General features: G+C 59.3%; 22 protein-coding genes. 11 read left to right on the top strand and 11 right to left on the bottom strand.

Features of this window, described 5'->3' with window-relative positions; translation table 11 throughout:
• Positions 1-10: 10 nt before the first annotated feature.
• On the bottom strand, positions 11-979 hold the full coding sequence (locus RHSP_RS07775; RefSeq protein ID WP_004112349.1) for a substrate-binding domain-containing protein: 969 nt from the start codon (positions 977-979) through the stop codon (positions 11-13).
• A gap of 243 nt (positions 980-1,222) precedes the next feature.
• On the opposite strand from RHSP_RS07775, the gene RHSP_RS07770 reads away from it, so the two are divergent.
• From RHSP_RS07770 to RHSP_RS07760, 3 genes are all read left to right on the top strand, one after another.
• On the top strand, positions 1,223-2,296 hold the full coding sequence (locus RHSP_RS07770) for a LacI family DNA-binding transcriptional regulator (RefSeq protein WP_037150406.1): 1,074 nt from the start codon (positions 1,223-1,225) through the stop codon (positions 2,294-2,296).
• Between the two features lie 365 nt (positions 2,297-2,661).
• The gene (locus RHSP_RS33415; RefSeq protein WP_157385320.1) at positions 2,662-3,870 is read left to right on the top strand and encodes an ISKra4 family transposase; all 1,209 of its coding nucleotides are present in this window, start codon (positions 2,662-2,664) and stop codon (positions 3,868-3,870) included.
• A gap of 136 nt (positions 3,871-4,006) precedes the next feature.
• Positions 4,007-4,870, top strand: coding sequence for a glycerophosphodiester phosphodiesterase (locus RHSP_RS07760; protein WP_004112338.1), 864 nt, complete (start codon positions 4,007-4,009; stop codon positions 4,868-4,870).
• Here RHSP_RS07760 and RHSP_RS07755 read toward each other — a convergent pair.
• From RHSP_RS07755 to RHSP_RS07720, 8 genes are all read right to left on the bottom strand, one after another.
• Positions 4,867-5,691 carry an inositol monophosphatase family protein gene (locus RHSP_RS07755; RefSeq protein ID WP_004112334.1) on the bottom strand — a complete coding sequence of 275 codons (825 nt, stop codon included), beginning with the start codon at positions 5,689-5,691 and terminating at the stop codon, positions 4,867-4,869. The two genes, RHSP_RS07760 and RHSP_RS07755, sit on opposite strands and share 4 nt — an antisense overlap.
• On the bottom strand, positions 5,691-6,695 hold the full coding sequence (locus RHSP_RS07750) for a LacI family DNA-binding transcriptional regulator (protein ID WP_004112322.1): 1,005 nt from the start codon (positions 6,693-6,695) through the stop codon (positions 5,691-5,693). The genes RHSP_RS07755 and RHSP_RS07750 overlap by 1 nt, the downstream gene beginning before the upstream one ends.
• The gene (locus RHSP_RS07745) at positions 6,679-7,458 is read right to left on the bottom strand and encodes a glycerophosphodiester phosphodiesterase (protein WP_004112320.1); all 780 of its coding nucleotides are present in this window, start codon (positions 7,456-7,458) and stop codon (positions 6,679-6,681) included. Before RHSP_RS07745 ends, RHSP_RS07750 begins: the two co-directional genes overlap by 17 nt.
• Positions 7,458-8,513 carry an ABC transporter ATP-binding protein gene (locus RHSP_RS07740; RefSeq protein WP_004112319.1) on the bottom strand — a complete coding sequence of 352 codons (1,056 nt, stop codon included), beginning with the start codon at positions 8,511-8,513 and terminating at the stop codon, positions 7,458-7,460. The genes RHSP_RS07745 and RHSP_RS07740 overlap by 1 nt, the downstream gene beginning before the upstream one ends.
• Positions 8,513-9,355, bottom strand: a complete 843-nt coding sequence (locus tag RHSP_RS07735; protein ID WP_004112315.1) for a carbohydrate ABC transporter permease — start codon at positions 9,353-9,355, stop codon at positions 8,513-8,515. Before RHSP_RS07735 ends, RHSP_RS07740 begins: the two co-directional genes overlap by 1 nt.
• Positions 9,356-9,357: 2 nt before the next feature.
• Positions 9,358-10,659: a carbohydrate ABC transporter permease gene (locus tag RHSP_RS07730; protein ID WP_004112312.1), complete on the bottom strand. Its 1,302-nt coding sequence runs from the start codon at positions 10,657-10,659 to the stop codon at positions 9,358-9,360.
• Positions 10,660-10,721: 62 nt separating this feature from the next.
• Complete coding sequence (locus tag RHSP_RS07725) at positions 10,722-12,068, bottom strand: extracellular solute-binding protein (protein WP_037150431.1); 1,347 nt, start codon at positions 12,066-12,068, stop codon at positions 10,722-10,724.
• A gap of 728 nt (positions 12,069-12,796) precedes the next feature.
• Entirely contained in the window at positions 12,797-13,630 is an 834-nt protein-coding gene (locus tag RHSP_RS07720; protein ID WP_004112304.1) for a beta-keto acid cleavage family enzyme, read from the bottom strand.
• An 85-nt stretch (positions 13,631-13,715) separates the two neighbouring features.
• Here RHSP_RS07720 and RHSP_RS07715 point away from each other — a divergent pair, with 85 nt between their 5' ends.
• The 7 genes from RHSP_RS07715 (at position 13,716) to RHSP_RS07685 (ending at position 20,538) form a co-directional block, all read left to right on the top strand.
• Entirely contained in the window at positions 13,716-14,606 is an 891-nt protein-coding gene (locus RHSP_RS07715; RefSeq protein WP_004112303.1) for a MurR/RpiR family transcriptional regulator, read from the top strand.
• Positions 14,603-15,931: an aspartate aminotransferase family protein gene (locus RHSP_RS07710; protein ID WP_004112301.1), complete on the top strand. Its 1,329-nt coding sequence runs from the start codon at positions 14,603-14,605 to the stop codon at positions 15,929-15,931. Before RHSP_RS07715 ends, RHSP_RS07710 begins: the two co-directional genes overlap by 4 nt.
• Positions 15,932-16,374: 443 nt before the next feature.
• Positions 16,375-17,118, top strand: a complete 744-nt coding sequence (glnH, locus tag RHSP_RS07705) for a glutamine ABC transporter substrate-binding protein GlnH (protein WP_037150401.1) — start codon at positions 16,375-16,377, stop codon at positions 17,116-17,118.
• 59 nt (positions 17,119-17,177) lie between these two features.
• The gene (glnP, locus tag RHSP_RS07700) at positions 17,178-17,834 is read left to right on the top strand and encodes a glutamine ABC transporter permease GlnP (protein WP_004112296.1); all 657 of its coding nucleotides are present in this window, start codon (positions 17,178-17,180) and stop codon (positions 17,832-17,834) included.
• On the top strand, positions 17,831-18,559 hold the full coding sequence (glnQ, locus tag RHSP_RS07695) for a glutamine ABC transporter ATP-binding protein GlnQ (protein WP_004112293.1): 729 nt from the start codon (positions 17,831-17,833) through the stop codon (positions 18,557-18,559). Before glnP ends, glnQ begins: the two co-directional genes overlap by 4 nt.
• Positions 18,549-19,595, top strand: a complete 1,047-nt coding sequence (locus tag RHSP_RS07690; RefSeq protein WP_037150398.1) for a C45 family autoproteolytic acyltransferase/hydrolase — start codon at positions 18,549-18,551, stop codon at positions 19,593-19,595. Before glnQ ends, RHSP_RS07690 begins: the two co-directional genes overlap by 11 nt.
• Positions 19,596-19,605: 10 nt before the next feature.
• A complete protein-coding gene (locus tag RHSP_RS07685; protein ID WP_004112284.1) occupies positions 19,606-20,538 on the top strand; it encodes a MurR/RpiR family transcriptional regulator in 933 nt (310 codons plus the stop codon).
• Between the two features lie 239 nt (positions 20,539-20,777).
• Here the strand turns inward: RHSP_RS07685 and RHSP_RS33410 are convergent, their stop codons facing one another.
• Together RHSP_RS33410 and RHSP_RS07675 are read right to left on the bottom strand one after the other, a co-directional pair.
• On the bottom strand, positions 20,778-21,032 hold the full coding sequence (locus RHSP_RS33410; protein ID WP_240535382.1) for a type II toxin-antitoxin system RelE/ParE family toxin: 255 nt from the start codon (positions 21,030-21,032) through the stop codon (positions 20,778-20,780).
• Positions 21,033-21,064: 32 nt separating this feature from the next.
• A complete protein-coding gene (locus tag RHSP_RS07675) occupies positions 21,065-21,310 on the bottom strand; it encodes a CopG family ribbon-helix-helix protein (protein ID WP_004112283.1) in 246 nt (81 codons plus the stop codon).
• Positions 21,311-21,406: 96 nt separating this feature from the next.
• Here RHSP_RS07675 and RHSP_RS34555 point away from each other — a divergent pair, with 96 nt between their 5' ends.
• Positions 21,407-21,589 (top strand): hypothetical protein, encoded by a 183-nt coding sequence (locus RHSP_RS34555; RefSeq protein ID WP_157385319.1) that lies wholly within the window; start codon positions 21,407-21,409, stop codon positions 21,587-21,589.
• Positions 21,590-21,703: the final 114 nt, after the last annotated feature.

The raw sequence follows: 21,703 nt of genomic DNA, 5'->3' as shown, positions 1-21,703 counted from the left end.
CCAGAGAGGATTAAAGGCCCATGCCGACAAGCTTGTCGATGCTGTCCTTGTTGATCGCCAGCAACTGGTCGACGATGATGGTGTTGCCCTCAGGGTTGATCTTTCCAAGGCCCGCAATGTCGTCGCCGGCCTTCGGCGTCTCCCCCTTGGAGATGCGATCGGCAAGCGTCACGAAGACTTCACCCGCCTGCTTGGGATTCCACATGAAGCCGCCGGTCAACGCCCCCGACTTGATGAGCTTTGCGCCCTGCCCCGGAGAGAATGGACCGATCACGAACACCTTGCCGTCCTTGCGGCGCTCTTCCACTGCGCGACCGGCACCAATCGGGCCCTGCGAACCGAAGGCCAGGAAACCTTTGAGATCGGCGTTGGCGGCCATCAAGTCGAGAGCGGTCGAGCGGCTCTTGTCGACGTCTTCAGCCACACCGTAGCGGTCGCCGATGAGCTTCATGTCCGGGTAGTTCGCTTTGATATAGGCAATCGCTGCGTCGGCCCAGGCATTGTGCAGTGGAACAGTGAGCGAGCCGACAAACACGGCGTACGAACCCTTGCCGCCCATCTTCTCGGCGAGCAGCTTGCCATGCGCCTCGCCAAAGCCCTTGGCGGACGCAAGCTCGAAATCCCAGTCGGCGCCGACCTGCTTGGGCGATTCATGGGTAATGACCTTGATGCCGGCTTCCTGGGCCTTCTTGAGAACTGGCTCGAGAACCTTTGCATCATTCGGGACGACGCCGATGTAATCGACCTTCTGAGCAATCAGATCTTCGATCGCGCGAACCTGTAGTGCCGGATCGGCGCTGGTCGGGCCAACCATAAAGCCCTCCACCCCGAGCTTGGCGCTCTGTTCCTTGATGCCCGCTTCCATGGCATTGAACCACGGGATGCCGCCGATCTTCACGACAACACCAATCTTCGGGCCGGCAAAGGCCGTCGATGCGAGCAAGGACAGGCCGAGCGCGACTGCCAAAAGCTTTTTCATTGGATATTCCCTCCTCCACTGAGCTGGCAAGGAAGCACCGTTCGCGAAAGCCCCATGCTCTCGCGCTCAACGTTAGCCCCGCACTGCGGAACCCCTCCCTGTCGCTTTCCTCAAAGCCTCATCTCAATGCACAATCGGTCTTGCAATTATGCACCATCGATGGTGCAATCACACTATCACGGAAAAGACTTTCGTCAAGAGGACTGCTGATCTAGAGAGAAGGTGCCATTGGGAGGTTTGCGGGTGTCTGAAAAAGAAAGAAAGAAAGCAACCATTTATGATTTGTCTGTGCTGTCAGGGGCCTCGCCTTCGACAGTCGCTTCGGTACTAAACGGCACATGGCGGAAGCGGCGTATATCCAAGGACACCGCCTCCAAGATATTGTCACTGGCCAGAGAGCATGACTACACGGCGAACCTGCAAGCCCGCGCCCTGCGCAGCTCCCGATCAGGACTTGTGGGGCTGCTTTTGCCTGTCTACGACAACAGGTTTTTCTCCTCCATGGCGCAGACCTTCGAAAGTGAGGCGCGAAAACGGGGCCTGGTGCCGATGGTTGTGTCAGGCCGCCGCGACCCTGAGGAAGAGCGCCGCACGGTGGAGTCTCTCATCGCCTATGCGATCGACTCGCTGTTCATTGCCGGAGCAACAGATCCGGATGGCGTCCACGAGATCTGCATACGCGCAGGACTGCCTCACGTGAATATCGATCTGCCAGGCAAGTTTGCATCGTCCGTCATCGCGGATAACCGTCAGGGCGCCGAGGCATTGACGTCAGCCATCATCCGTCATGCAGAGACATTGGGACGACTTGGCTCCAACGATGTCTACTTGTTCGGCGGCCGCGACGACCACGCCAGTCGCGAACGCATCGCCGGCTTCCATGCCGTCAAGCAATCCGTATTTGGAGCCGTCACAAAAGGGGATATCGAAATCACAGGCTACTCGCCTGGCGCGACGGCGCTCGCGTTCGACCGTTTTTTCGACAAGCACGGCAGGCTGCCCAAATGCTTCTTCATCAACTCATCCATAAATTTCGAGGGGCTTTTGCGGTTCATGGGCCGCCACGACGGAGAGGCGTTCGGAGATATCGTCGTCGGATGCTTCGACTACGATCCGTTCGCTTCATTCCTGCCCTTTCCCGTTTACATGATCAGGCCGAATATCTCGAAAATGCTCGAGCGGGGTTTTGAACTTCTAGAGGAACCGAAGCCTCTGACGATCATGATCACGCCGGAGTTGGTTCCTCCGCGTACGGCGTTGGAGGGGCCGCTTGATGCGCTAAAGGATCCTTCCCCACCATTTGTGTTCGCCGACTGAGCTTTCCAAGGCGCCGACCAAGGGCTGTTGCAGGGCGTGGATTATGGTGCATGGTTAGGATTACTATCCCTTCTCAAACGAGTTTCATCCGTCACGCGCCTGCGCTTTGCGCCGAGCTGTCGCCCGGCGCCCGCGAAATTGTGCCTCGGCGTCATCGTCATCGATATCAGGGTGTCGTTTTGCAATTAACCGTAAGATTCCGCTCATAACAGTTTCGAGACCGGTAATTTCTCCGGGGTCGAAGCTTGTTTTTAAGCTTGAGCAGTCCTCAGTGTCGCTTTGTCCGGAGAGGGCAATGGCGGTGGAATGGACGATTACGATCGAGGGCAGGAACGAATTCGGCGACATCTGCCGGAAAGAAGGTCATGGCGGCGTTGCAGAGCGCGGCCGTAAACCATGAGGCGGAGACCTATTCCCTTTTTCGTCGGGTCTGTCCAGATTGCCATACGTTCCGGCCAGTTAAGGACTATACGAGGCGCCGGATCCGGACTGTCTTTGGGACAGTGGAAGTGCGCAATCCCCGCTGGATGCTATGCCGGAATTGCAATCCGGGTATGGTCGTTGGGTTCGCGCCGCCGAAGGAGATCTGCCCCGATCGGGCAACGCCCGAACTGACGAAACTGACAGCCATGCAACCGTGCGCAAGGAGCCAAGTGGACGAACGACACCAGCTTGAAATGCAGATCCCAGGCGATCGGCGCAAAGGGTTCGTCATCAGCATCGACACAGCGCATGTTCGCAGTGCCGATCCCAATTCATCTCGAAACTTCGAGCTCGTCGTGGTCAGATGTGGTCGCGGCGGTCGGGGTGAAGGCGGCGGTCGCTATTTCGTTACTGGCAGCACCGACCAATCAGCGCTCCGGGATCGCACCCTTCATGCCCTTCGGCATAAAGGGTACTGCGGCTTTGGCGACATCACCGTGATCTCGGACGGCGCCGAAATCCTCAAGCAGCTGCCCCGCGCCATGCCGAAGCCCACGGCCCACATTCTCGACTGGTTCCAAATCGCCATGAAGATCCAGCCGATGCAGCAAATCGCCGATCACATCGTTCGATCCGATTCAGGCCTTTTTGACGCGCTCCCCCCCGTCGACAAGGACGTCAGAGCTGTGAGGCGGCGTCTGTGGCACGGACACGTCGATCGCGCAATCCGCGACTTGGAACGACTTTTGACTCGACTGAAGGATTGGCAAGGAGAATGCCCGCTTCCGATTGTACGGCTTCATAGCCTGGGCTCTCAGATCCTGACCTATGTCCATTCAAATCGCGGTGCGATCGTCAATTATGGCGAGCGGTATCGCGTCGCCTCGACTCTAGCAGAGTCGGCCGTGAACTCACTCCTCGGCCAGCGGATCGTCAAGAAGCAGCAGATGCGTTGGTCCTCCAACGGTGCCCACCTGCTTATGCAGGTCCGCACAGCAGACCTAAACGGCGAGCTTCGCAATCGACTGTGCACACCATTCAGACAGCCAGAACCGAACGGGCCACCACTCTTCAAGCCCAAACCACCTCTCCCTACGCACCGCATAGCCCCATTGAAGTTACCGGTCTCCCTACATAGTCATCAGCACTAACCGTCCGTTCGCCATACAAATTGAGGAAAACCCTCATTAGCTGCCAAGCGGCATCCCATCGCTAAAAGCCGCCTGTGACCCTTGATAATCAGGGCGCGTCAAGCCAGGAGTGTGGCATCATGGAGACTTGTTAGAGATGACGGGATTGCTGGATGCGCAGGGCCTGGAGATTTTGCACGAGGGGCATCGCACGCGCCTGAAATGGCACCGGCTGCGCAAGCGGCTTGCCGATCCACTGTTTTCCGTCGAGGTGATGTCGGAGGGGTTCGCAGCCGGCGCTTCGATGGAGCTCGACCTGCGTGTGCGCGGCGATGGCGGCTTCGTGGTGCTGCATGACAAGGGGCTCGAAGGCGAAACGACAGGACATGGACCGGTCGCCGGGAAGAGCATCGCCGACCTCAGCGATATTAGGATGCAGGAAGGAGGGCGGCCGCTGATCCTTAGCGAGGATCTCGCGACCATGATGCAATCGACGCATCCGGCCGCATTGCTGCAATTCGACGTGAAGGACGACTTCGAAGCGATCGGCGCACGCGGCATCCGGCATCTTGCCGAGCATTTCCGGAATATCGCCGCCGCGGTGATCATCAGCTGCAACAGCCTAGACCTCATCGTCGCCGTCAAGGAAAAGCTTCCCGAGCTGCTGCGCGGCATCGATCCGTCCGATAAGCTTTACGACATCAGGAAAGCGGGCGGTTGGAAAGCTGTCGAGATGGAATTGCGCGCCGACCTGCGCGGCCCAACCGAACCGGACACGATCTATCTCCACTGGTCGCTAATCCTGAATGCCGCCAAGGAAGGCCTGGATATGATCGGCCTCTGCCGGGACGAGGGCAAACGCGTCGATGCCTGGACCTTCACTCTGAGGGATCCGGAAGCTGGTTTCAGCGATGAGGAGTGGATGAATTTCTCAGCGCTGATGGCCCTGAAACCCGACCAGATCACCACCGATGAGGCACCGGCGACCGAACGCGCCTGGCAACAGCGGATGGCGGGTTAACCGGAAACGGGCGGCAATCCCTCGATATCGAGGATGAAGGCGAATTCGTCGGCAAGCCCCGGCGAATGGGCGACGACAGGTCCGCCGTCCGCAAGCAGTCTGTCGACCGGCGGCATCGCCACCGTCGCCCCTGCTTCTTTTGCGATCAGCGCGCCGGCAAGCATGTCCCATGCATTGAGATGGCGTTCGTAATAGAGGTCGGCAGCGCCTTCGGCGACACGAACGAGATCGATCGCTGCTGCGCCCATGCGGCGATAGTCCATGCCGCGTTCGTGGAGCCGCTTGGAGAGCGCAAGATGATCATCGAAGCTCGTTTTGCGAGAATGGCCGAGAATGGCAAGCGCATTGGCCGGGTCGGCGGTCGCAGCCGCATGGATCGGCCGCCCGCCCTTGAAAGCGCCGCCGCCGCGGATGGCGTGGAAGACCTTGTCCTCGGCAGCGTCGTAGACCACGCCGATCTCGATCCTGCCAACTGTGACGAAGGCGATCGAGACGCCCCAGTGACGGAAGCCACGAATATAGTTGGTCGTGCCGTCGATCGGATCGACGACCCATGTGCCGGCCCCGCCAGGGCACCCGCCGCTCTCTTCCCCCATGAAAGTATCGTGCGGAAAATGTGACAGCAGTCCATCGCGGATCGCCTGCTCGGCCTTTCTGTCGGCGACGGTGACGAAATCCTGCAATCCTTTGTTCTCGACGGCGAGGGTGCCGGGATTGGTGTCGCGCCGAAACCGCGCGGTCTCCCGTCCAACCTCGAGGGCAATGGTGATCGCGACCTCCGCCCGTGCGCGGATGGCGGCTGCATCGAATGCGCAATTCATCAAGCAGTCCTTCTTTTTATCAGCGTCACCGGCGTGAATTCGACCCGTGCCGTCAGGTCCGGTTCGGCCATCCGGCTCATCAGCAGGTCGACGGTCTGTTCGGCCTGGAAGTCGCAGGGCTGGCGGATGGTCGTGAGGTCGTAGGCGGACCAACTCGCCTGCGGAATGTCGTCATGGCCGATAACGCGCAGCGGCGGTGTATCGTTACGACCGCGGCCTTGCATCAGGCGGTCGACCACGCCACAGGCCATGTAATCGTTGGCGCAAAACAGCCCGTCGATGCCGGATGCGGCAAGTTCGCCCGCCGCATCATAGCCGCTTTGGTAATCGTTGATCCTGATTTGCAGAAGTTGCGCCTCGGCACCGAGCTGCTTGCAGCATGCGATGAACGCCTCGCTGCGCCGCCGTGACGTATAGGATATCGCGGGTGCGGCCATGACGGCGGGTTTTCGCACGCCGCTGCCGATCAGATGGGTGGCGGCCAGATGACCGGCCATACGGTCATCCGAGATGATACGGTCGACAAAGGGAATGTCGTTGCCCTTGTTGATCAGCACGATCGGTACGCCTTCGGCCGCGCACTGCTCGCAGATTTCGGTCGGCGGCGCGTCCGAGGTGACGATGACACCCGATACGGCGTAATGCAGCAGCTGGCCGATAACAGTCGAAGTATCCGCCTCCTGAGAGGTCGGCAGCAGGATCGGGCGGAAATTACGGGCGAGCAACGCCTTTGCCAGATGCTCGATCTGCAGCGTGCGGAACGGATTGTCGAGGCCGGCGGCGACGAGGCCGACGAGATCGGAGCGTTTGTTGGTCAGGCTCCGGGCAAGATAATTCACGCGATAGCCGAGTTCCTTGGCGGCCTGATAGACCTTCTCTCGCGTCTTCGGAGAGACGCTCGCATCCGGCGTGAAGGCGCGTGAAACGGCGGCGCGCGAGACGCCGGCCACACGCGCCACGTCGAAGGACGTTACCTTGCGCGGTCCCTTATCCTTGTCTGCCAACTGCTTTTTCCCTCATCGCCGGGGGCCGCATCAGATCGGGCAGATCCGTACAGATGCCAAGAACCGGCAGCTTCATGATGTCTTCGAGAATGGCCGGCCGCTCCTCGTGCCAGAGCACGATCTCACGGCCCGCATCGAAGGCGCGGCGCATCAGCGCGTCGGTCACCAGATCCTGCGGGCGCTCGCCTGCCTTCTCCCAACAGAGATGCAGGATGTCCGCACCGGCTTCGTCGCCAAGGGCATGCGGGTCGTGGCCGACACGCACCAGCACGGAAAGCGGAAAATCGCAGCCCGCATCGCTGAGTTCGCGCACCTGCGCGATATCGAAGGAGCCGAAACAGGCGAAACGCTGATTCACTCCGGCAAGATGCCGCCAACAGAGCATGCCGGTTCCATGCGCCTTGAGTTCGACATAAAGACCGGTCCCGGTTTCGCGAGCGAGAGCTGCGACGTCCGAAAAACTCGGCACGTCGACGCCGTCGAGAGCGGCAAGCTCGGTAGCTGTCATTTCGGAAATGCGGCGGTCGATGCCGAAGACACGTTCCAGGTGGTCGTCATGCGAAACGACGACCACGCCGTCTTTGGTCAGTTGCGTATCGAGTTCCCACATTTCCGCGCCGAGCTCAGCGGCGCGGCGGAAGGCGGCGATCGTATTCTCGCGCTCGTGGCCACTGGCGCCGCGATGGCCAATGCAGAACGGAAGCCGCCCCTTGCCGGATGGCCAGCCGTAACGCCCAAAAAATGTCGAGAAATCGCGGGGCATCAGAGCCTCCTGCCATTTTCGTCGAAGACAAGTACGCTGCGGCTGTCGATCGCCCAGCGGACGTCGTCGCCGACGTGAATGTCGTTGCGCACCGGCTGGATCGAGCGCAGCAGCGGCCCGCCGGCGAGAAGCACGTCATAAAGGTTCTCGCGACCCTGCGTTTCGGCAAAGGTGATCTTGCCTGATACGGCGACGTCTCCCGTCGGAGTGAAATGCTCCGGCCGCACACCGAGCATCAGCTTCGTGCCTTCGGAAGCGTCGACGGCATCAGGCAGGGGCACGCGGATCTCGCTTTCCGGAACGACGAAGGCGCCCTTGTCCATGACGCCGCGCAGGAAGGTGATCGGCGGATTGCCGAGGAAACCGGCAACAAAAGCCGTCTTCGGATCGTTGTACATCTCCGCCGGCGTGGCGATCTGGACGATCTCGCCTTCCTTCATGATGGCGATGCGGTCGCACATGCTCATCGCCTCCACCTGGTCATGGGTGACGAGGATGGCGGTGATGCCGGTCTCGCGCTGCAGGCGGCGGATTTCCGAGCGCATTTCGAGGCGCAGCTTGGCATCGAGATTGGCAAGCGGCTCGTCGAGCAGCAGCACGTCGGGCTTGCGGATCAGCGCACGCGCCAGCGCCACGCGTTGCTGCTGGCCGCCGGAAAGCTCGGCCGGCCGGCGGCCCATCAGGTTGCCGATCTGGACGAGGGCTGCGATGCGGTCGACCTCCTTGCGGATCTCGGCGGTCGGCATGCCCTTTACCTTCAAGGGAAAGCCGATGTTTTCGGCAACCGTCATGTGCGGATAAAGAGCATAGGACTGGAAGACGACGCCGACATTGCGGACCTGGCTTGGCAGATCGGTGACGTCGCGGTCGCCGAAAAGGATACGCCCGCCGGTTGGGCGGTGAATGCCGCAGACAGCGAAGAGCGTCGTCGACTTGCCGCAGCCGGAAGGACCGAGCAGCGCCAGCATCTCGCCGCTGCCGACTTCGAGCCGCATATTCTCGATGACTTTGGTGGAGCCGAAGCTCTTCGAAAAATTGTCGAGGAGGATGCGCATCAGCCTTTGCTCCCGCTGCCGTAGATGTTCATGAGGTATTTGTTGAAGAGCGCGTAAACCAGCAGCACCGGAACGAGGTAGAAGACGCCGACTGCCTTGAACATGTAGAAATCATAATTGTTGTCGTCGGCGAGGAATGCTGCGAGATAGACCGAAAGCACCTGCACCTGGTTGCCCGGCGCCAGCACCTGCGGCAGGATGAACTCTCCCCAGCCGGAGAGGAAGGAAAACAGGCCGAGCGCCATGATCCCGGGCTGGACCTGCGGCAGCACGAGGCTGCGCCACACCCTGAAACGCGAAGCGCCGTCGACGACGCCGGCCATTTCGATCTCCCATGGCACGGTGTCGTAGAAGCCCTTCATCAGCCAGATACCGAGCGGCAGGTCGATCGCCGCCTTTACCAGGATGACGCCGATCAGCGAATTGTAGAGCCCGATCATCTGCAACACGATGAAGATGGCGATGATCAGCGTCACTGAGGGGAACGCATGCAGCACCATGACGCCAGCAAGGAAGAAGCCACGCGCCGGCACGTTCAGGCGCGACAGCACATAGCCCGCCATCGACGAGACGATGAGGACGAGACTGGTGGTGCAGGCCGAAAAGAGCAGCGTATTCGCGGTCACCTGCCAGATGTTCGCTTTGCCCTCCGCCGTCTGCCATAGGAAGCGCCAATGCTGGAGTGTGAAACCGGAGGGTAGCAACGCATCCGCCTGTTTCACCGTCACCGTGTCGAGGAAGAGATAGACATACATCAAGAGCAGCGGCAGGCTCACGATGGTGAGCGCCGATATGACGGGCCAGCTGCGGTAATTTGCCGAGGGCTGCGATCGTTCGACCATGGTCAATCCTCGATCAGGGGCTTGGCGACAAGCGTGCCGTAATTGAAGACACGCAGATAGAGAAGCGACAGAGTGACGCCGATGACGACGAGCACCAGCGCCATGGCGGCGCCCAGTCCGTATTCTAGGTTTCCGGCATAATTCTTGAGCGCGGTGTGATAGGCGGCGAGCGCCCAGATTTCGGTCGCGTTTCCCGGTCCGCCATTGGTGGCGAGCAGGGTTTCGTTGAAGGAGGCAAGCAGCGACAGCGTCTGGTAGCAGGTAACGAAGAGGATAGGCCAGCGCATCTGCGGCAGGATGATGTAGCGGATCTGCTGCCAGCGCGAAGCGCCGTCGACCTCGCTTGCATAAAACTGGCTCTTCGGAATGGCTTTCATTGCCGAGGAAAAGACCAGCATGCCCATCGAAGCGCCGATGAAACCATTGATCAGCACGACAAAGAACCAGGCATTGTAGGCGCTGTCGAGTAGATAGTTCTTGGGGGGATAGCCGAATTTGCCCATCAGGACCGAGATGAAGCCGGTATCCCAGGCAAGCCATTTCCACAGCATCACATAGATGACGACGGGAGTGATGCGCGGCACGAGCCAGATGCCGCGGAAGATGGAGGCTGGCCTGGCCGGCAGATAATGTGTCCAGATCGCGAGCAGCAGCGCATAACCGACGTTGAAGAGCACCAGCACCAGCGCGACATAAAGCGCGGTATTCAACAATACGCGCGCCATATCGGGCGAGGCTGCCATGCGCGAAAAATTGTCGGTCGTCCAGATCCAGCCGGTGTAGGCTGCCTTGGCGACGGCTTCCTTCTGTTCCGGCGTTAGTTTAAGGCCCAGGCCATCCAGCGCTGAAAAAAGCTGTTCCTTGCTGTCGAAGCGCGTGTTGAGGACGGAGCGATTGAACTGCCCGGCAATTTGCTTGACGTCGCGTGTCGAGGGCCGTTCGGCTAGATCCTTGATCATGCGCTCAGCGTCGCGACGCTTGGGGAAGACTTCGCCTGTATGTTTGGCTCGCAATTCCGCAGCGATGCCAGGCGCAAGGCCCAGCCCTTCCACGGCCTTGAGGCCCGCCTCGTCAATCGCATAGCGCGGCTCGGCCATTTCGGCGGCGATGTCGGGCATCGCCGATTTCATCGTGATCAACGAATTGGGCGCGATCTGGTAGACACCGCCGGAAATGCCAGTCGCGGTCGTCATGTTGGTCATCGAGAAGACCGCGGTCAAAACGACCGGCAGCAGGAAGAAGAGAACGATCATGATCGCCGCGGGCGCGATCATTACCAGTCCGAGCGTTCTGGACGATTTCATGGAAGCCTCCTCGCCGGCCAACCGGGCGGCGGCTCGCCGCCGCCCGGAAGGATGCTTCGCTCCTAGCGGATGACAATCTTGTCGCCGAGCGTGCTCTTCAGCTCGCTCTCGGCATCGCCGATGGCAGCGTCGACGGTCTTGTCACCGGTCCAGGATGCCTGGAGATTCTTCCACATGATGTTCCAATAGGAGCCGAAATCGGAGTTGTTCGGCATTGCATTGGCATGCGGCAGCAGGCGCTCGGTAGCTTCACGCGTCCAGCGGTCGGCCGAGTAGAAATCGACCTCGGATTCAGCCTGGGAAATGCCGAGATGAGCGGATTTGACCGCATGCAGCGCGTTGATGCGCGGCTCGGACGCGATCGCGATCAGCTGAGCGGCGATCTCGGTGTCCTCCTTGTCGTGACCGGCAGTCAGGAGATAGACGAGAGGATGGGTCAGTGTGTTGGCCTTGCCGCCCTCGCCCGCCGGGATCAGCGTGAAGATCATGTTGCCGAAGAAGTCCTTGAGACCTTCCTGATTGACGAGGCGGGCATAGTGCCAGGTGCCGCCGTCCCAGATGCCGGCCTTGCCGGTCGCGACCTCTTTCCACCATTGATCGCTCGGCATGCCGATATGGTTCTTCTTCGTGACACCCGCCTTAACGGCATCAGCGAAAAACTGGTAGGTGCGTGTCATGGCAGCTTTGTCGAAGACGAGTTTGCCGTCTTTTTCCATCGTGCCGCCGAAGCTGGTGTAGAACTGCCAGTAATCTGGGCCGTTGCTGTTGCGTGGATAGAAGCCGTAGCCCGACTGAACAAGGCCCTTGTCCTGCATCTTCTTGGCGTCTTCGAGCAGGTTCTTCATGGTGTACTTGCCGTCCTTGACGCTCTGCGGCAGTGCGTCCAGATCGGCATCGCTATAGCCGATCGCCTTCATATGCGGCTTCCAGAAGAACATCGGGCGGGATTCGGCGTCCTGCGGGATGCCGTAGACGGTGCCGTTGTAGGAGGCAATCTGCAGCAGGTTCTCGTAGATGCCGTTGAGCGGCCAGGCGTCGAGATCGACGTAATTCTCGATCGGAACGATGAGGCCGGCCTGGGACCAGGGCGCGATGTCCTCATGGCCGCTGACGACGATGTTCGGGGCGGTCTTAGCTTCGGCGGCAAGGGTCAGCGCCTGTTTGAAATCGTCCCAGCCGGAATAGGCTTTCTTCTCGACGGTGATCTTCAGGTCCTGCCCCTTGAGCGCGGCCTGGCGCTGCAGCTGCTGGGCTGCGATCTCGATGGCGTCGAGGCGATAGACATCGTTCGGACCGGTGCCGCCGGCCCATACGCTGATGGAAACGTCCTTGGCGAATGCGAATACGGAAGTCGAGGCCAGAATGGCGGCCGCGACGGTGATGGATTTCAGAGTCCGCAAAATGGTCATTTTCTTCATCTCTCCGGAAGAGCGGTGCGTGGCCGCTTTGAAAACCCGCGAAAACGTGACCACTCCGCTCTAGGGGGGAAACATAACGGCCAAATGACAAATTGAACACGTGTGCAAGATTATTCGGAGGATGCCGGGGAGAGCAAGCCAGCGCTTGGATGAAAACACGCCGCCGACCTTGGAGCCAAGTTTACCGACGCTGGCGAGATGGGATCGTCGGGGCCAGAAGTGTTGAGTTTCGCGAGATTTTGAGCCTGATTGCGATTTTACTCAGACCCGTCGAGGCGAATCCAATGCCTTGAAAAGGTCGACGGTTCGAACTTCCGGTCGGCTCAACACGGGGTGGAAAGCTTGGTCAGGTCGCTACGCAATCAACAGTGAGATTTTCACCCTTGCCTCTATCCGCTGACATACTCATGTGTCGGCCACGAGAAACATAGAGGCTGACTCTCCTCTAGCAATAACAGCCAATGAAATTGGCTGACGCAAGGATAAATTCAGAAATTCAGCAAACTTATCCATATATAAATTAATATTTCTATCGCACTTTTTACCTATAACCTTTACGATTCATCTTATTTCTGGCAATATTCAATTATTCCAATTAAAGTCAATTGGAATAGTCTTAGAGAGATATGTCCTCCAAAGATGGAAATATTCTGGAAACACGCTCACTCTTGCCCCGGAGGATCCCCCGTCCGGGGCCTTTTCTCGAATACGCCTCAATCCTATTCGTGCTGGGGCAAGTTACTATGCACCCCATGCCCATCGGTACTATTGCGCTGAGGCCGCAGCCCGAGATGTCGAAGCGCGAACTCTACGTCATGTACCAGGTCGGCATTCGATAACGCCAATCTGCCGTCTGCCCTATGGAGATTGTTCTCGAAACCGACACGGACGTGTCCTCCGAGAAGCGCTGCAGCGGTGACGCACGCCGTTTCGTGACGGCCGAATGCGCAGACGCTCCAATGGGAGAAACGCGGCATGTCCGGCGCAAGAAAGGGCAAAAGATCGGCGGGTGCCGAGGTCTGCCCAACGGAGTAACGTCCCAGCACGTAGAGCACAGGCACATCATCGAACGCCAGCAGGCCGCGCCGGCGATATTCTGCCAAACGAACTGCTTCCGAAGGCTCATAGAGTATGATCTGAGGCACCACGGCTTCCCCGCGCATCCAGGCGAGCAGGTCCGCGAATGCCGTTTCATGGGACGGATCGGGGACAAGTTCACGCAACGCAAGGGACGCGGCCTGCGGGCGCACGGCCTTCACAACGTCGATCTGTTCGGCAGGTGAGTAGATTCCCAACGCCTCGCTGGTGATCTGAATCACCATTCTGTCCGCCACCTCGGCGCGGATCGCGGCAATCGCGACCCGATAGGCATCGGCATCCAGCAGATGTGTACCGTCCGGTTTGCGAACATGGACATGGATCATCGAGGCCCCCGCCTCCAGGCATTCGCGGGCAGTGCGCGCCAGTTCCGCGGCCGTCAAAGGAATGGCAGGATGATCCTGTTTCGTGCGGCGCCCTCCATTCGGGGCCACGGCGATAGTTGTCTCCTGCATGCCACCTCCTAAGATCCATATGTTTCATATAAATCATAATGAAACATATGTTGCAATAACTCCCGATCAAGGATACGGTAGCGACATGGAAAAAAATCCCCTTGAACAGATGATCCTGGCCGCTTTCGAAGGCATGTCAGCCCAATTGCAGGCGGCTGCCCGCTATCTTCTCGACAATCCACGCGATATCGCGTTGCTGTCGATGCGCGAGCAGGCACGCCAAGCGGGCTTACAACCGGCAACAATGACCCGGCTGGCCAAGCATCTCGGCTTCGATGGATACGAGGACATCCGGTCGCTCTATCGCGCCGCGGTCAGAGGCGACGCACCAAACTTTGCAGGGCGCGTGAGCGAACAGGCGCAGCACCAAAAACTAAAGGGTGACCGGTTTCTCGCCGGAGAAATGCTGATGACCTTCGGCAGACAAGCGGCATCACTTGCAAAACCGGATTCGCTTGCTCGCTTCGCCGAGACCAGCGCTCGCATTTCGGCGGCGCGCGAGGTCTATTGCCTGGGCCTGCGTTCCAGCCATGCGGTAGCCTGGCACCTTCATTACATCCTCTCACTTATCGGAAAACGTTCGACGCTGCTCGATGGGATCGGCGGAACCGGCGCGGATCCCATCGGCCGCGCCGGGCCGCAGGATGTACTGGTGGCAGTGAGCGTGCTTCCCTATACGCGCGCCACCATAGAGATCGCCGATTATGCCCGCGAACGCGGTGTTAGCGTCGTTGCCATTACCGACAGCGTCGTGGCGCCGCTGGCGCAATCCGCCGACGCCGCTCTTCTCATCGAGACTGACAGCCCCTCCTTCTTCCACAGCATGGTGCCGGCTTTTGCGGCGGCCGAAATTGTCGGCGCGCTCGTTGCCGGTCACGGCGGCGACGAGACGCTTTCGGCGCTGCGCGAATTCGACGAACGCCTTGCCGCCCTCGGCACACACCTCACGTCCCGCAACATCAGGAAAACATCGTGACCCACCTGCTTCATCGATCCATTCATGCCAGCCTGCCGGTCGCCGTGCGCGGCGAAGGCATTCATCTGTTCGATGCCACCGGCAAGGCCTATATCGACGCCTCTGGAGGTGCTGCCGTTTCCTGCCTGGGCCACGCCCATCCCGACGTGCTTGCCGCGCTTCATGCGCAGCTTGACCGCATCGCCTATGCCCATACCGGCTTCTTCACGACCGAAGTCGCCGAAGAACTGGCGGACAGGCTCGTCGACGATGCGCCGGAAGGTCTCGATCATGTCTATCTCGTCAGCGGCGGTTCGGAGGCGGTGGAAGCGGCACTGAAGATGGCGCGGCAATATTTCGTTGAGAAAGGCGAGCCACAGCGTCGTCACATTATCGCGCGCCGACAGAGTTATCACGGCAACACCCTGGGCGCGCTGGCAACCGGCGGCAACGAATGGCGGCGGGCTCAGTTCAAGCCGCTGCTGATCGAAACACATCATATTGATCCCTGCTATGCCTATCGCCTGCAAATGCCCGACGAAAGCGACGAGGCCTATGCGGCGCGCGCCGCGGGCGAACTGGAGGCGAAGATCCTCAAACTCGGCGCCGACCAAGTCATCGCCTTCGTCGCCGAAACGGTGGTAGGCGCAACGGCTGGTGCCGTTCCGCCGGTCGCCGACTATCTGAAACGCATTCGCGCCATCTGCGATAAGTATGGCGTGCTGCTGATCCTCGATGAGGTGATGTGCGGCATGGGCCGAACAGGCACGCTGCACGCCTGCGAGCAGGACGGGGTCTCGCCCGACATCGTGACCATCGCCAAGGGTCTTGGGGGCGGGTATCAGCCCGTCGGCGCGGTGTTGCTGTCAAAGCGCATCTTCGATGCCTTCGCGCTCGGATCGGGCTTCTTTCAGCACGGCCATACCTATATGGGCCACCCAATGGCCGCTGCCGCAGGGCTTGCGGTGCAAACCATCCTGAAGCGGGATGGCCTGCTCGGCAATGTCAGGGCTATGGGGAACCATCTGGAAACATGTCTTGTCGAGCGGCTGGGCAACCACCGCCATGTGGGTGACATCCGCGGCCGCGGCTTGTTCCGCGGCGTGGAGCTCGTGAAGGATCGGGCGACGAAGAAACCGTTCGACGCCGGGCTGAAACTCAATGCCCGGATCAAGAAGGAGGCCATGACGCGCGGTCTGATGGTCTACCCGATGGGCGGCACCATCGATGGACAGAACGGCGACCACGTTCTGCTTGCACCGCCCTTCATCGTCGGGAAAAGCGACGTCGAGGCGATTGTCGAAAGATTGGCAGATGCCATCGAGGCCGCCATCGCCTCCGTTTGAGTGCTGGCAAAGGCTGGTAACCTCTGAAGAAGGCCCGCGCTGTCCTGCAGCGCGGGCTTCTGCATATTCTGCATTCCTTCATGGACGCTCTAAAAATGCCTTTTTTGATCCATCTGTTGCGCAAATGCATCATGAGATTCGTCTGTTTCATATCTAGGCAATCCGCCTTCATTTTGAACAGCCCCTCAATCCGGCGCAGACCCCGATCGGCCAAAACACAAGCAACAAATTGATATGAAACGGTTTCTTTGAATTCCGTGCTTCATCGACTTTGAAGCCGGCTGGCGGAAGGATGAATTACCGCCTCTTTTATATGCATCGTCTTCAATGCAATGGATCAACGCTTGCAAATTTTCAATGCGACAAACCTCAGAAAGCATTGTATATTTGCATATAGCGTCACTAAGCAAAATTTGGGCGCATCCACAACAAGGGGAACTTCCATGAAAATGCGTATTCGTCATTTGCTGATCGGCGTCTTCGCCGCCGCCATCTCCTTCGGCCACGTTCAGGCCAAGGATCTGATCGTCGCCACCGACACAGCCTTCGTGCCGTTCGAATTCAAGCAAGGCGACAAGTATGTCGGCTTCGATATCGACCTGTGGGATGCCGTCGCCAAGGATATCGGCGTCAGCTACACGCTTCAGCCGATGGACTTTAACGGCATCATTCCGGCCTTGCAGACCAAGCAGGTCGATGTCGGCCTTGCGGGCATCACCATCAAGGACGAACGCAAGAAGGTCATCGACTTTTCCGATGGCTACTACGACAGCGGCTTTCTGCTGATGGTTCCGGCCGATAGCAAGATCGCCGGTCCCATCGACCTGAAAGGCAAGACGCTGGCGATCAAGACCGGCACGTCGGCCGCCGACTACGCCAAAGCCAATTTCAAGGATACCGAACTGCGCCAATTCCCGAACGTAGACAACGCCTACATGGAACTCCAGACCGGCCGTGTCGACGCCGCAATGCACGATACGCCGAACGTGCTTTATTACATCAAGACCGCCGGCGGCGGAAAGGTGAAGGCTGTCGGCGAGCAGATGATGGCACAGCAGTATGGCATCGCCTTTCCAAAGGGCAGCGACCTCGTCACCAAGGTGAATGCCTCGCTCGTCAAGCTCAAGAAGGACGGCACCTACACGACCATCTACAAGAAGTGGTTCGGCGCCGAGCCGAAGCTCTGATCGCCCGGTAGCCTCATGCGCGTCGGTACGACCGACGCGCAGTCCACGGGAGTATTCCAATGCAATTCGACTGGTCGGTGGTCATCGATGCACTGCCCGCCCTTCTCGGCGGCGCTCGCTTGACCGTTCTCATCGCTTTAGCCGGTCTCGTCGGCGGCATCGCCGTCGGTGCCGTCGCAGGCTTCATGCGCGCCTATGGCAACTGGCTGCTCAACGCCATCGCCTTCGTCTATGTGGAGATCATTCGCGGCACACCCATCGTCGTGCAGGTGATGTTCATCTATTTCGCCCTGCCGATGCTCGCCGATATACGCGTCAACCCCATGACGGCGGCTGTCACCGCCATCATCGTCAACGCAGGCGCCTATATAGCGGAAATCGTTCGCGGCACGCTGCTTTCCGTCAGCAAGGGACTCAAGGAAGCAGGGCTCGCGCTCGGCCTGCCGATGTGGAAGGTGCTGGCCTATGTCGTCGGACCGATCGCCTTTCGCCGCATGATCCCACCGCTCGGCAATCAATTCATAGTCAGCCTGAAGGACACGTCGCTTTTCATCGTCATCGGTGTCGGCGAATTGACGCGGCAGGGACAGGAGATCATGGCGGCCAATTTCCGCGCCGTGGAGATCTGGACCGCGGTCGCCATCCTCTACCTCATCATGACCGGCGTCCTGACCTTTGCCCTCCGCTTCACCGAAAAAAGGATGCGCATTCTATGAGCATCGTGGAATTCAGAAACGTCACCAAGACCTTCGGTCCGATCACGGTCCTCAAGGACGTCAATCTCAACATTGAGGCCGGCCAGGTCGTGGTGCTGATCGGCCCGTCCGGCTCCGGCAAATCCACCCTTCTGCGCTGCATCAATGCGCTGGAGGAAATCGATGGCGGTGATCTCGTTGTCGACAATATCAGTGTACGCGAGAGGCGTTCGCGCGTGCGCCTCATCCGTCAGGAAGCGGGCATGGTGTTTCAGCAGTTCAATCTCTTCCCACAGATGACGGCACTGGAAAACGTCGCTTTCGGCCCTCGCCGCGTCCGCGGCCTGGGCAAAGCGGAAGCAACCGCGCAGGCCAAAACACTGCTCGCTAAGGTGGGGCTGGCGGAACGAGGCCATCATTACCCCTCCGAATTATCAGGCGGCCAGCAGCAGCGCGTGGCTATCGCCCGCGCGCTCGCGGTCAAGCCGAAGCTGATGCTCTTCGACGAGCCGACCTCGGCACTCGATCCCGAACTTCGCCAGGAAGTGCTCAAGGTCATGCAGTCGCTCGCCGAAGAGGGCATGACGATGATCGTCGTTACCCACGAGATCGCATTTGCCCGACAGGTTGGCACGCGGCTGATCTTCATGGAAGGTGGCAAGATCACGGTCGACGGCAATCCAGCCGCCCTGCTCGACAATCCCGAAAATCCCCGCCTTCGTGAGTTCCTCCAGCATGTCCATTGATAGATCCCAACGGCTTTCCAGCATCGAGATTGCCGGCGAGCCGTTCGAAATCGGCTTTCAGCTCGGGCGCCACGGCGCGGATGCCACCCATGCGCATCTGATCCGTACCCATGCCTGGGCACATGTGACCGATTCGAAGAATCACGATCGCGTGCAGGCTTCGAGAAGGCTGACAGAGACGCTTTTTCCCCGTTATTTCGAGGAATTGCGCGGGCTGGCAGCCGGCCTGGAACTGCCGCTGGAGGATGTTTTCGCTTGGAACTGCCGCGGCGACATCTGGGCCATGAGTCCGGACGGCTGCACGACAGTGCAAATCCCGGGCGCTGAACCCATCGTCGCCCACAACGAGGACGGCGATCCCGGCCTGCGGCGCGGCTGCGCGCTCGCGACCGTCCGCCCGTCTGAAGGCAGGGCCTTTACGGCATTCGTCTACCCCGCATCCCTGCCCGGTCACACTTTTGCCGTCAACGACGCCGGCTTGGTCGTGACTGTCAACAACATCCGCTCCCGCGAGACCGGCCAAGGCCTGCCACGCATGGTCGTGACCCGTGCGCTTCTGGATTGCGGCTCTCTGGATGAGGCTGTCGAACGGGTGAAGACCACGCCGCGGGCCGGTGCCTTTCATCTGACGCTTGCCAGGTCCGGGGAGGCCAATATCCTCGGCTTGGAGTTCACCCACAAACATCTATCCGTCCAGACCGTGCGCCGCCCCTCTTGCCACGCCAATCACCTGATCCATCAGGGGATCGGCACAGAGCGACAGGTCGTTACCTGCTCCTCAAAGTCACGTCAGGAACGGGCCGATGAAATGATTGCCGCGGCTGGCGACAATGTCGATCCTCTCGCGATCCTTCGCGATACGACGCAAAGCGCCTTACCGATCTATCGCCAGCAGCCCGACGACCCGGACAACGAAAATACGCTGGCAACCGCCTGCTTCAAGATCGGTACGGACAAGGTCGATTGCACGATCTATGATGGATACGATACTTCTCCGCGTTTCCGCTTTAAGAGCGATGCGCTCAGTCCCGCATGAGGCAAGATGAATGACCACGGCAACCGCATCGAAAAGCTCCCCGCGCCCGCAAACACTTGAGGAGCTCCGGGCGCTGACGGTGGACATTAGACGCGGCAACACCAACCTCTCGCTGGGAGGCAAGGCACTCGGGGTTCTCTCCCGCCTTGTCGATACGCCTGAACAGACGGCGGTCCGTACGATTTCCGAATTGGCTGACGGGCTCGGCATCAACCCATCTACCCTGACCCGGCTCGCCAAACGCTTGGGCTATGGCGGCTTTGGGGATTTTCAGGATATTTTCCGGGAAGCGATTTCCGATGACGGGCGCTATTTCTACAGCCGCCAGGCCGGTCGGTTGATCTCGATCAAAGAGGACGCCGACGAGGAAATCCATGTTTTCGAGAAGCTGGCTGCTGAATCGAAAAACAATATCGACGGGTTTCTCGCGCAACTCGACGGAACCGAATTGCGGGCCGCGGCAGATAGGCTCGCACATGCAAGGCGCGTTCGTGTCTACGGCGTGCGCCAGTTTCACGCCTTCGCGAGCTTTCTGACCTATGGATTGGCGATGTTGAGAAGCGACGTTTCCCTGCTCGATGCGCCGCGCCTCGGTGAAGCGGAGGGACTAGCCCAGCTTGAGCCCGCCGATGTTCTTGTCGTTGCAAGTTGCGCGCCTTATACACGCAATGTCGCCGAAGTCGCAGCCCTCGGCGCCCGGCGTGGGCTGGACGTCATCGCCGTAACTGATACCCGATCGTCTCCCCTGGTCCCGCCTGCCCGGCATGCGTTTCTGGTGCCGCATGCAAGCAGCTTCTTCAGCAACAGCATGGGTGCCTATATCGTCTTCTGCGAAGGTCTGCTCAACATCGTCGCCAGAACGCTGGCCGACGGAGCTATTGATGCGCTCGCCGAGCGCGAAGCGTTGATCCGCGACCTCCGGATCGAGATTGACCGCGATTGATGTTTGATAGCCTGAACTTCTGACTTTGAGGTTGTCGAAAGAGTCCGCTGTGAGCGGTTTCCCTTGATCGTCTGTGCAGCCTGTCCGATGTAAAGTAATCGGCTGTTCTAAACACCTTTCGCGGATTTGAACTTCCAACCCAGCTATTCCGCTTCCTTCAACTGCAAACGAAATAGCTGGCTCTTGAAGAGGATATGAACCGACGCTGCCTGCGTCAGCTTGGAACTCAAGATAGAAACCTAAAGCTCCGAAGGCCAGCGCTGACGAGCATACATGACCGTGAGTATCTCTATGTCGTGCTCGACACGGTAGGGAATAAGATGAGGGATATCCGCCAGCACCAGTTCGCGCGTGCCATTGATGCGACCAACGCGACCCGTTGCGGGAAAATCGGCAAGCATGTCTACCGCCGACACTATTCGCGCGATCACGCGCGCAGCGGCGTCCGGATTGTCCTCCTGGATATGTGCACCGATCTCATCAAGCCGTCGCAGCGCTCTATTCGTTCAGCGGATATGCTTGTCGCTCATGATTGATGAGCGGACTTGATATATTTTCCAATGACTTTCGCCACCTTGCCGTCGCTGGCGAATTCGCCTCGGTTGGCTTCTGCCAACCCGGCCTCGATTTCAGCAATTTGCCACTCTTCGCGAGCCACGTAATCCTCGATGGCCTGGGCTGCCATATAAGAGCGCGAGCGATCAAGCTTTTCCGCGATCTGGTCGAGCTTACTAGCCGTTTCGTCTGAAACACGCACGGTGAATGCAGCCATAACACCCAACCTTCCCTGGTTCAGAATAATTATCTGCGAACCATCGTAGTTCGTCGAGGTTCAAGCCACGCGAGAGAGCTTTCCGACGAGCCGCAGATGGCCGCTGAAGCCTCACGCCAGCAAAAAGACCATGGATATGGGGCCGATCCCTCAAAGTACGAAATGAGCGCCTGGGGTGCCCGATTCACGTACGACGAAGCTGGCGAGCTGTTTTACGCAGCCGATGGAAAATTAGCGGGCAATTTGCATTGTCACATCGGAAGCGAATACTGGAAATAGGCTGATGGGCTATTTTGGCTCTGGTGCGAAAATTCCATATTGAAAGGAAGTCCCACGCTCTCCATCGTCACGCGGCCTGGCCTTCGAGATTCTGTGCAAGTAGTTGCATGGGCT

The organism is Rhizobium freirei PRF 81 (assembly GCF_000359745.1).
Classification (GTDB): Bacteria; Pseudomonadota; Alphaproteobacteria; order Rhizobiales; family Rhizobiaceae; genus Rhizobium; species Rhizobium freirei.
Note: the sequence above shows the minus strand (reverse complement) of the source record. Positions and strands in the feature narration are given on the sequence as shown.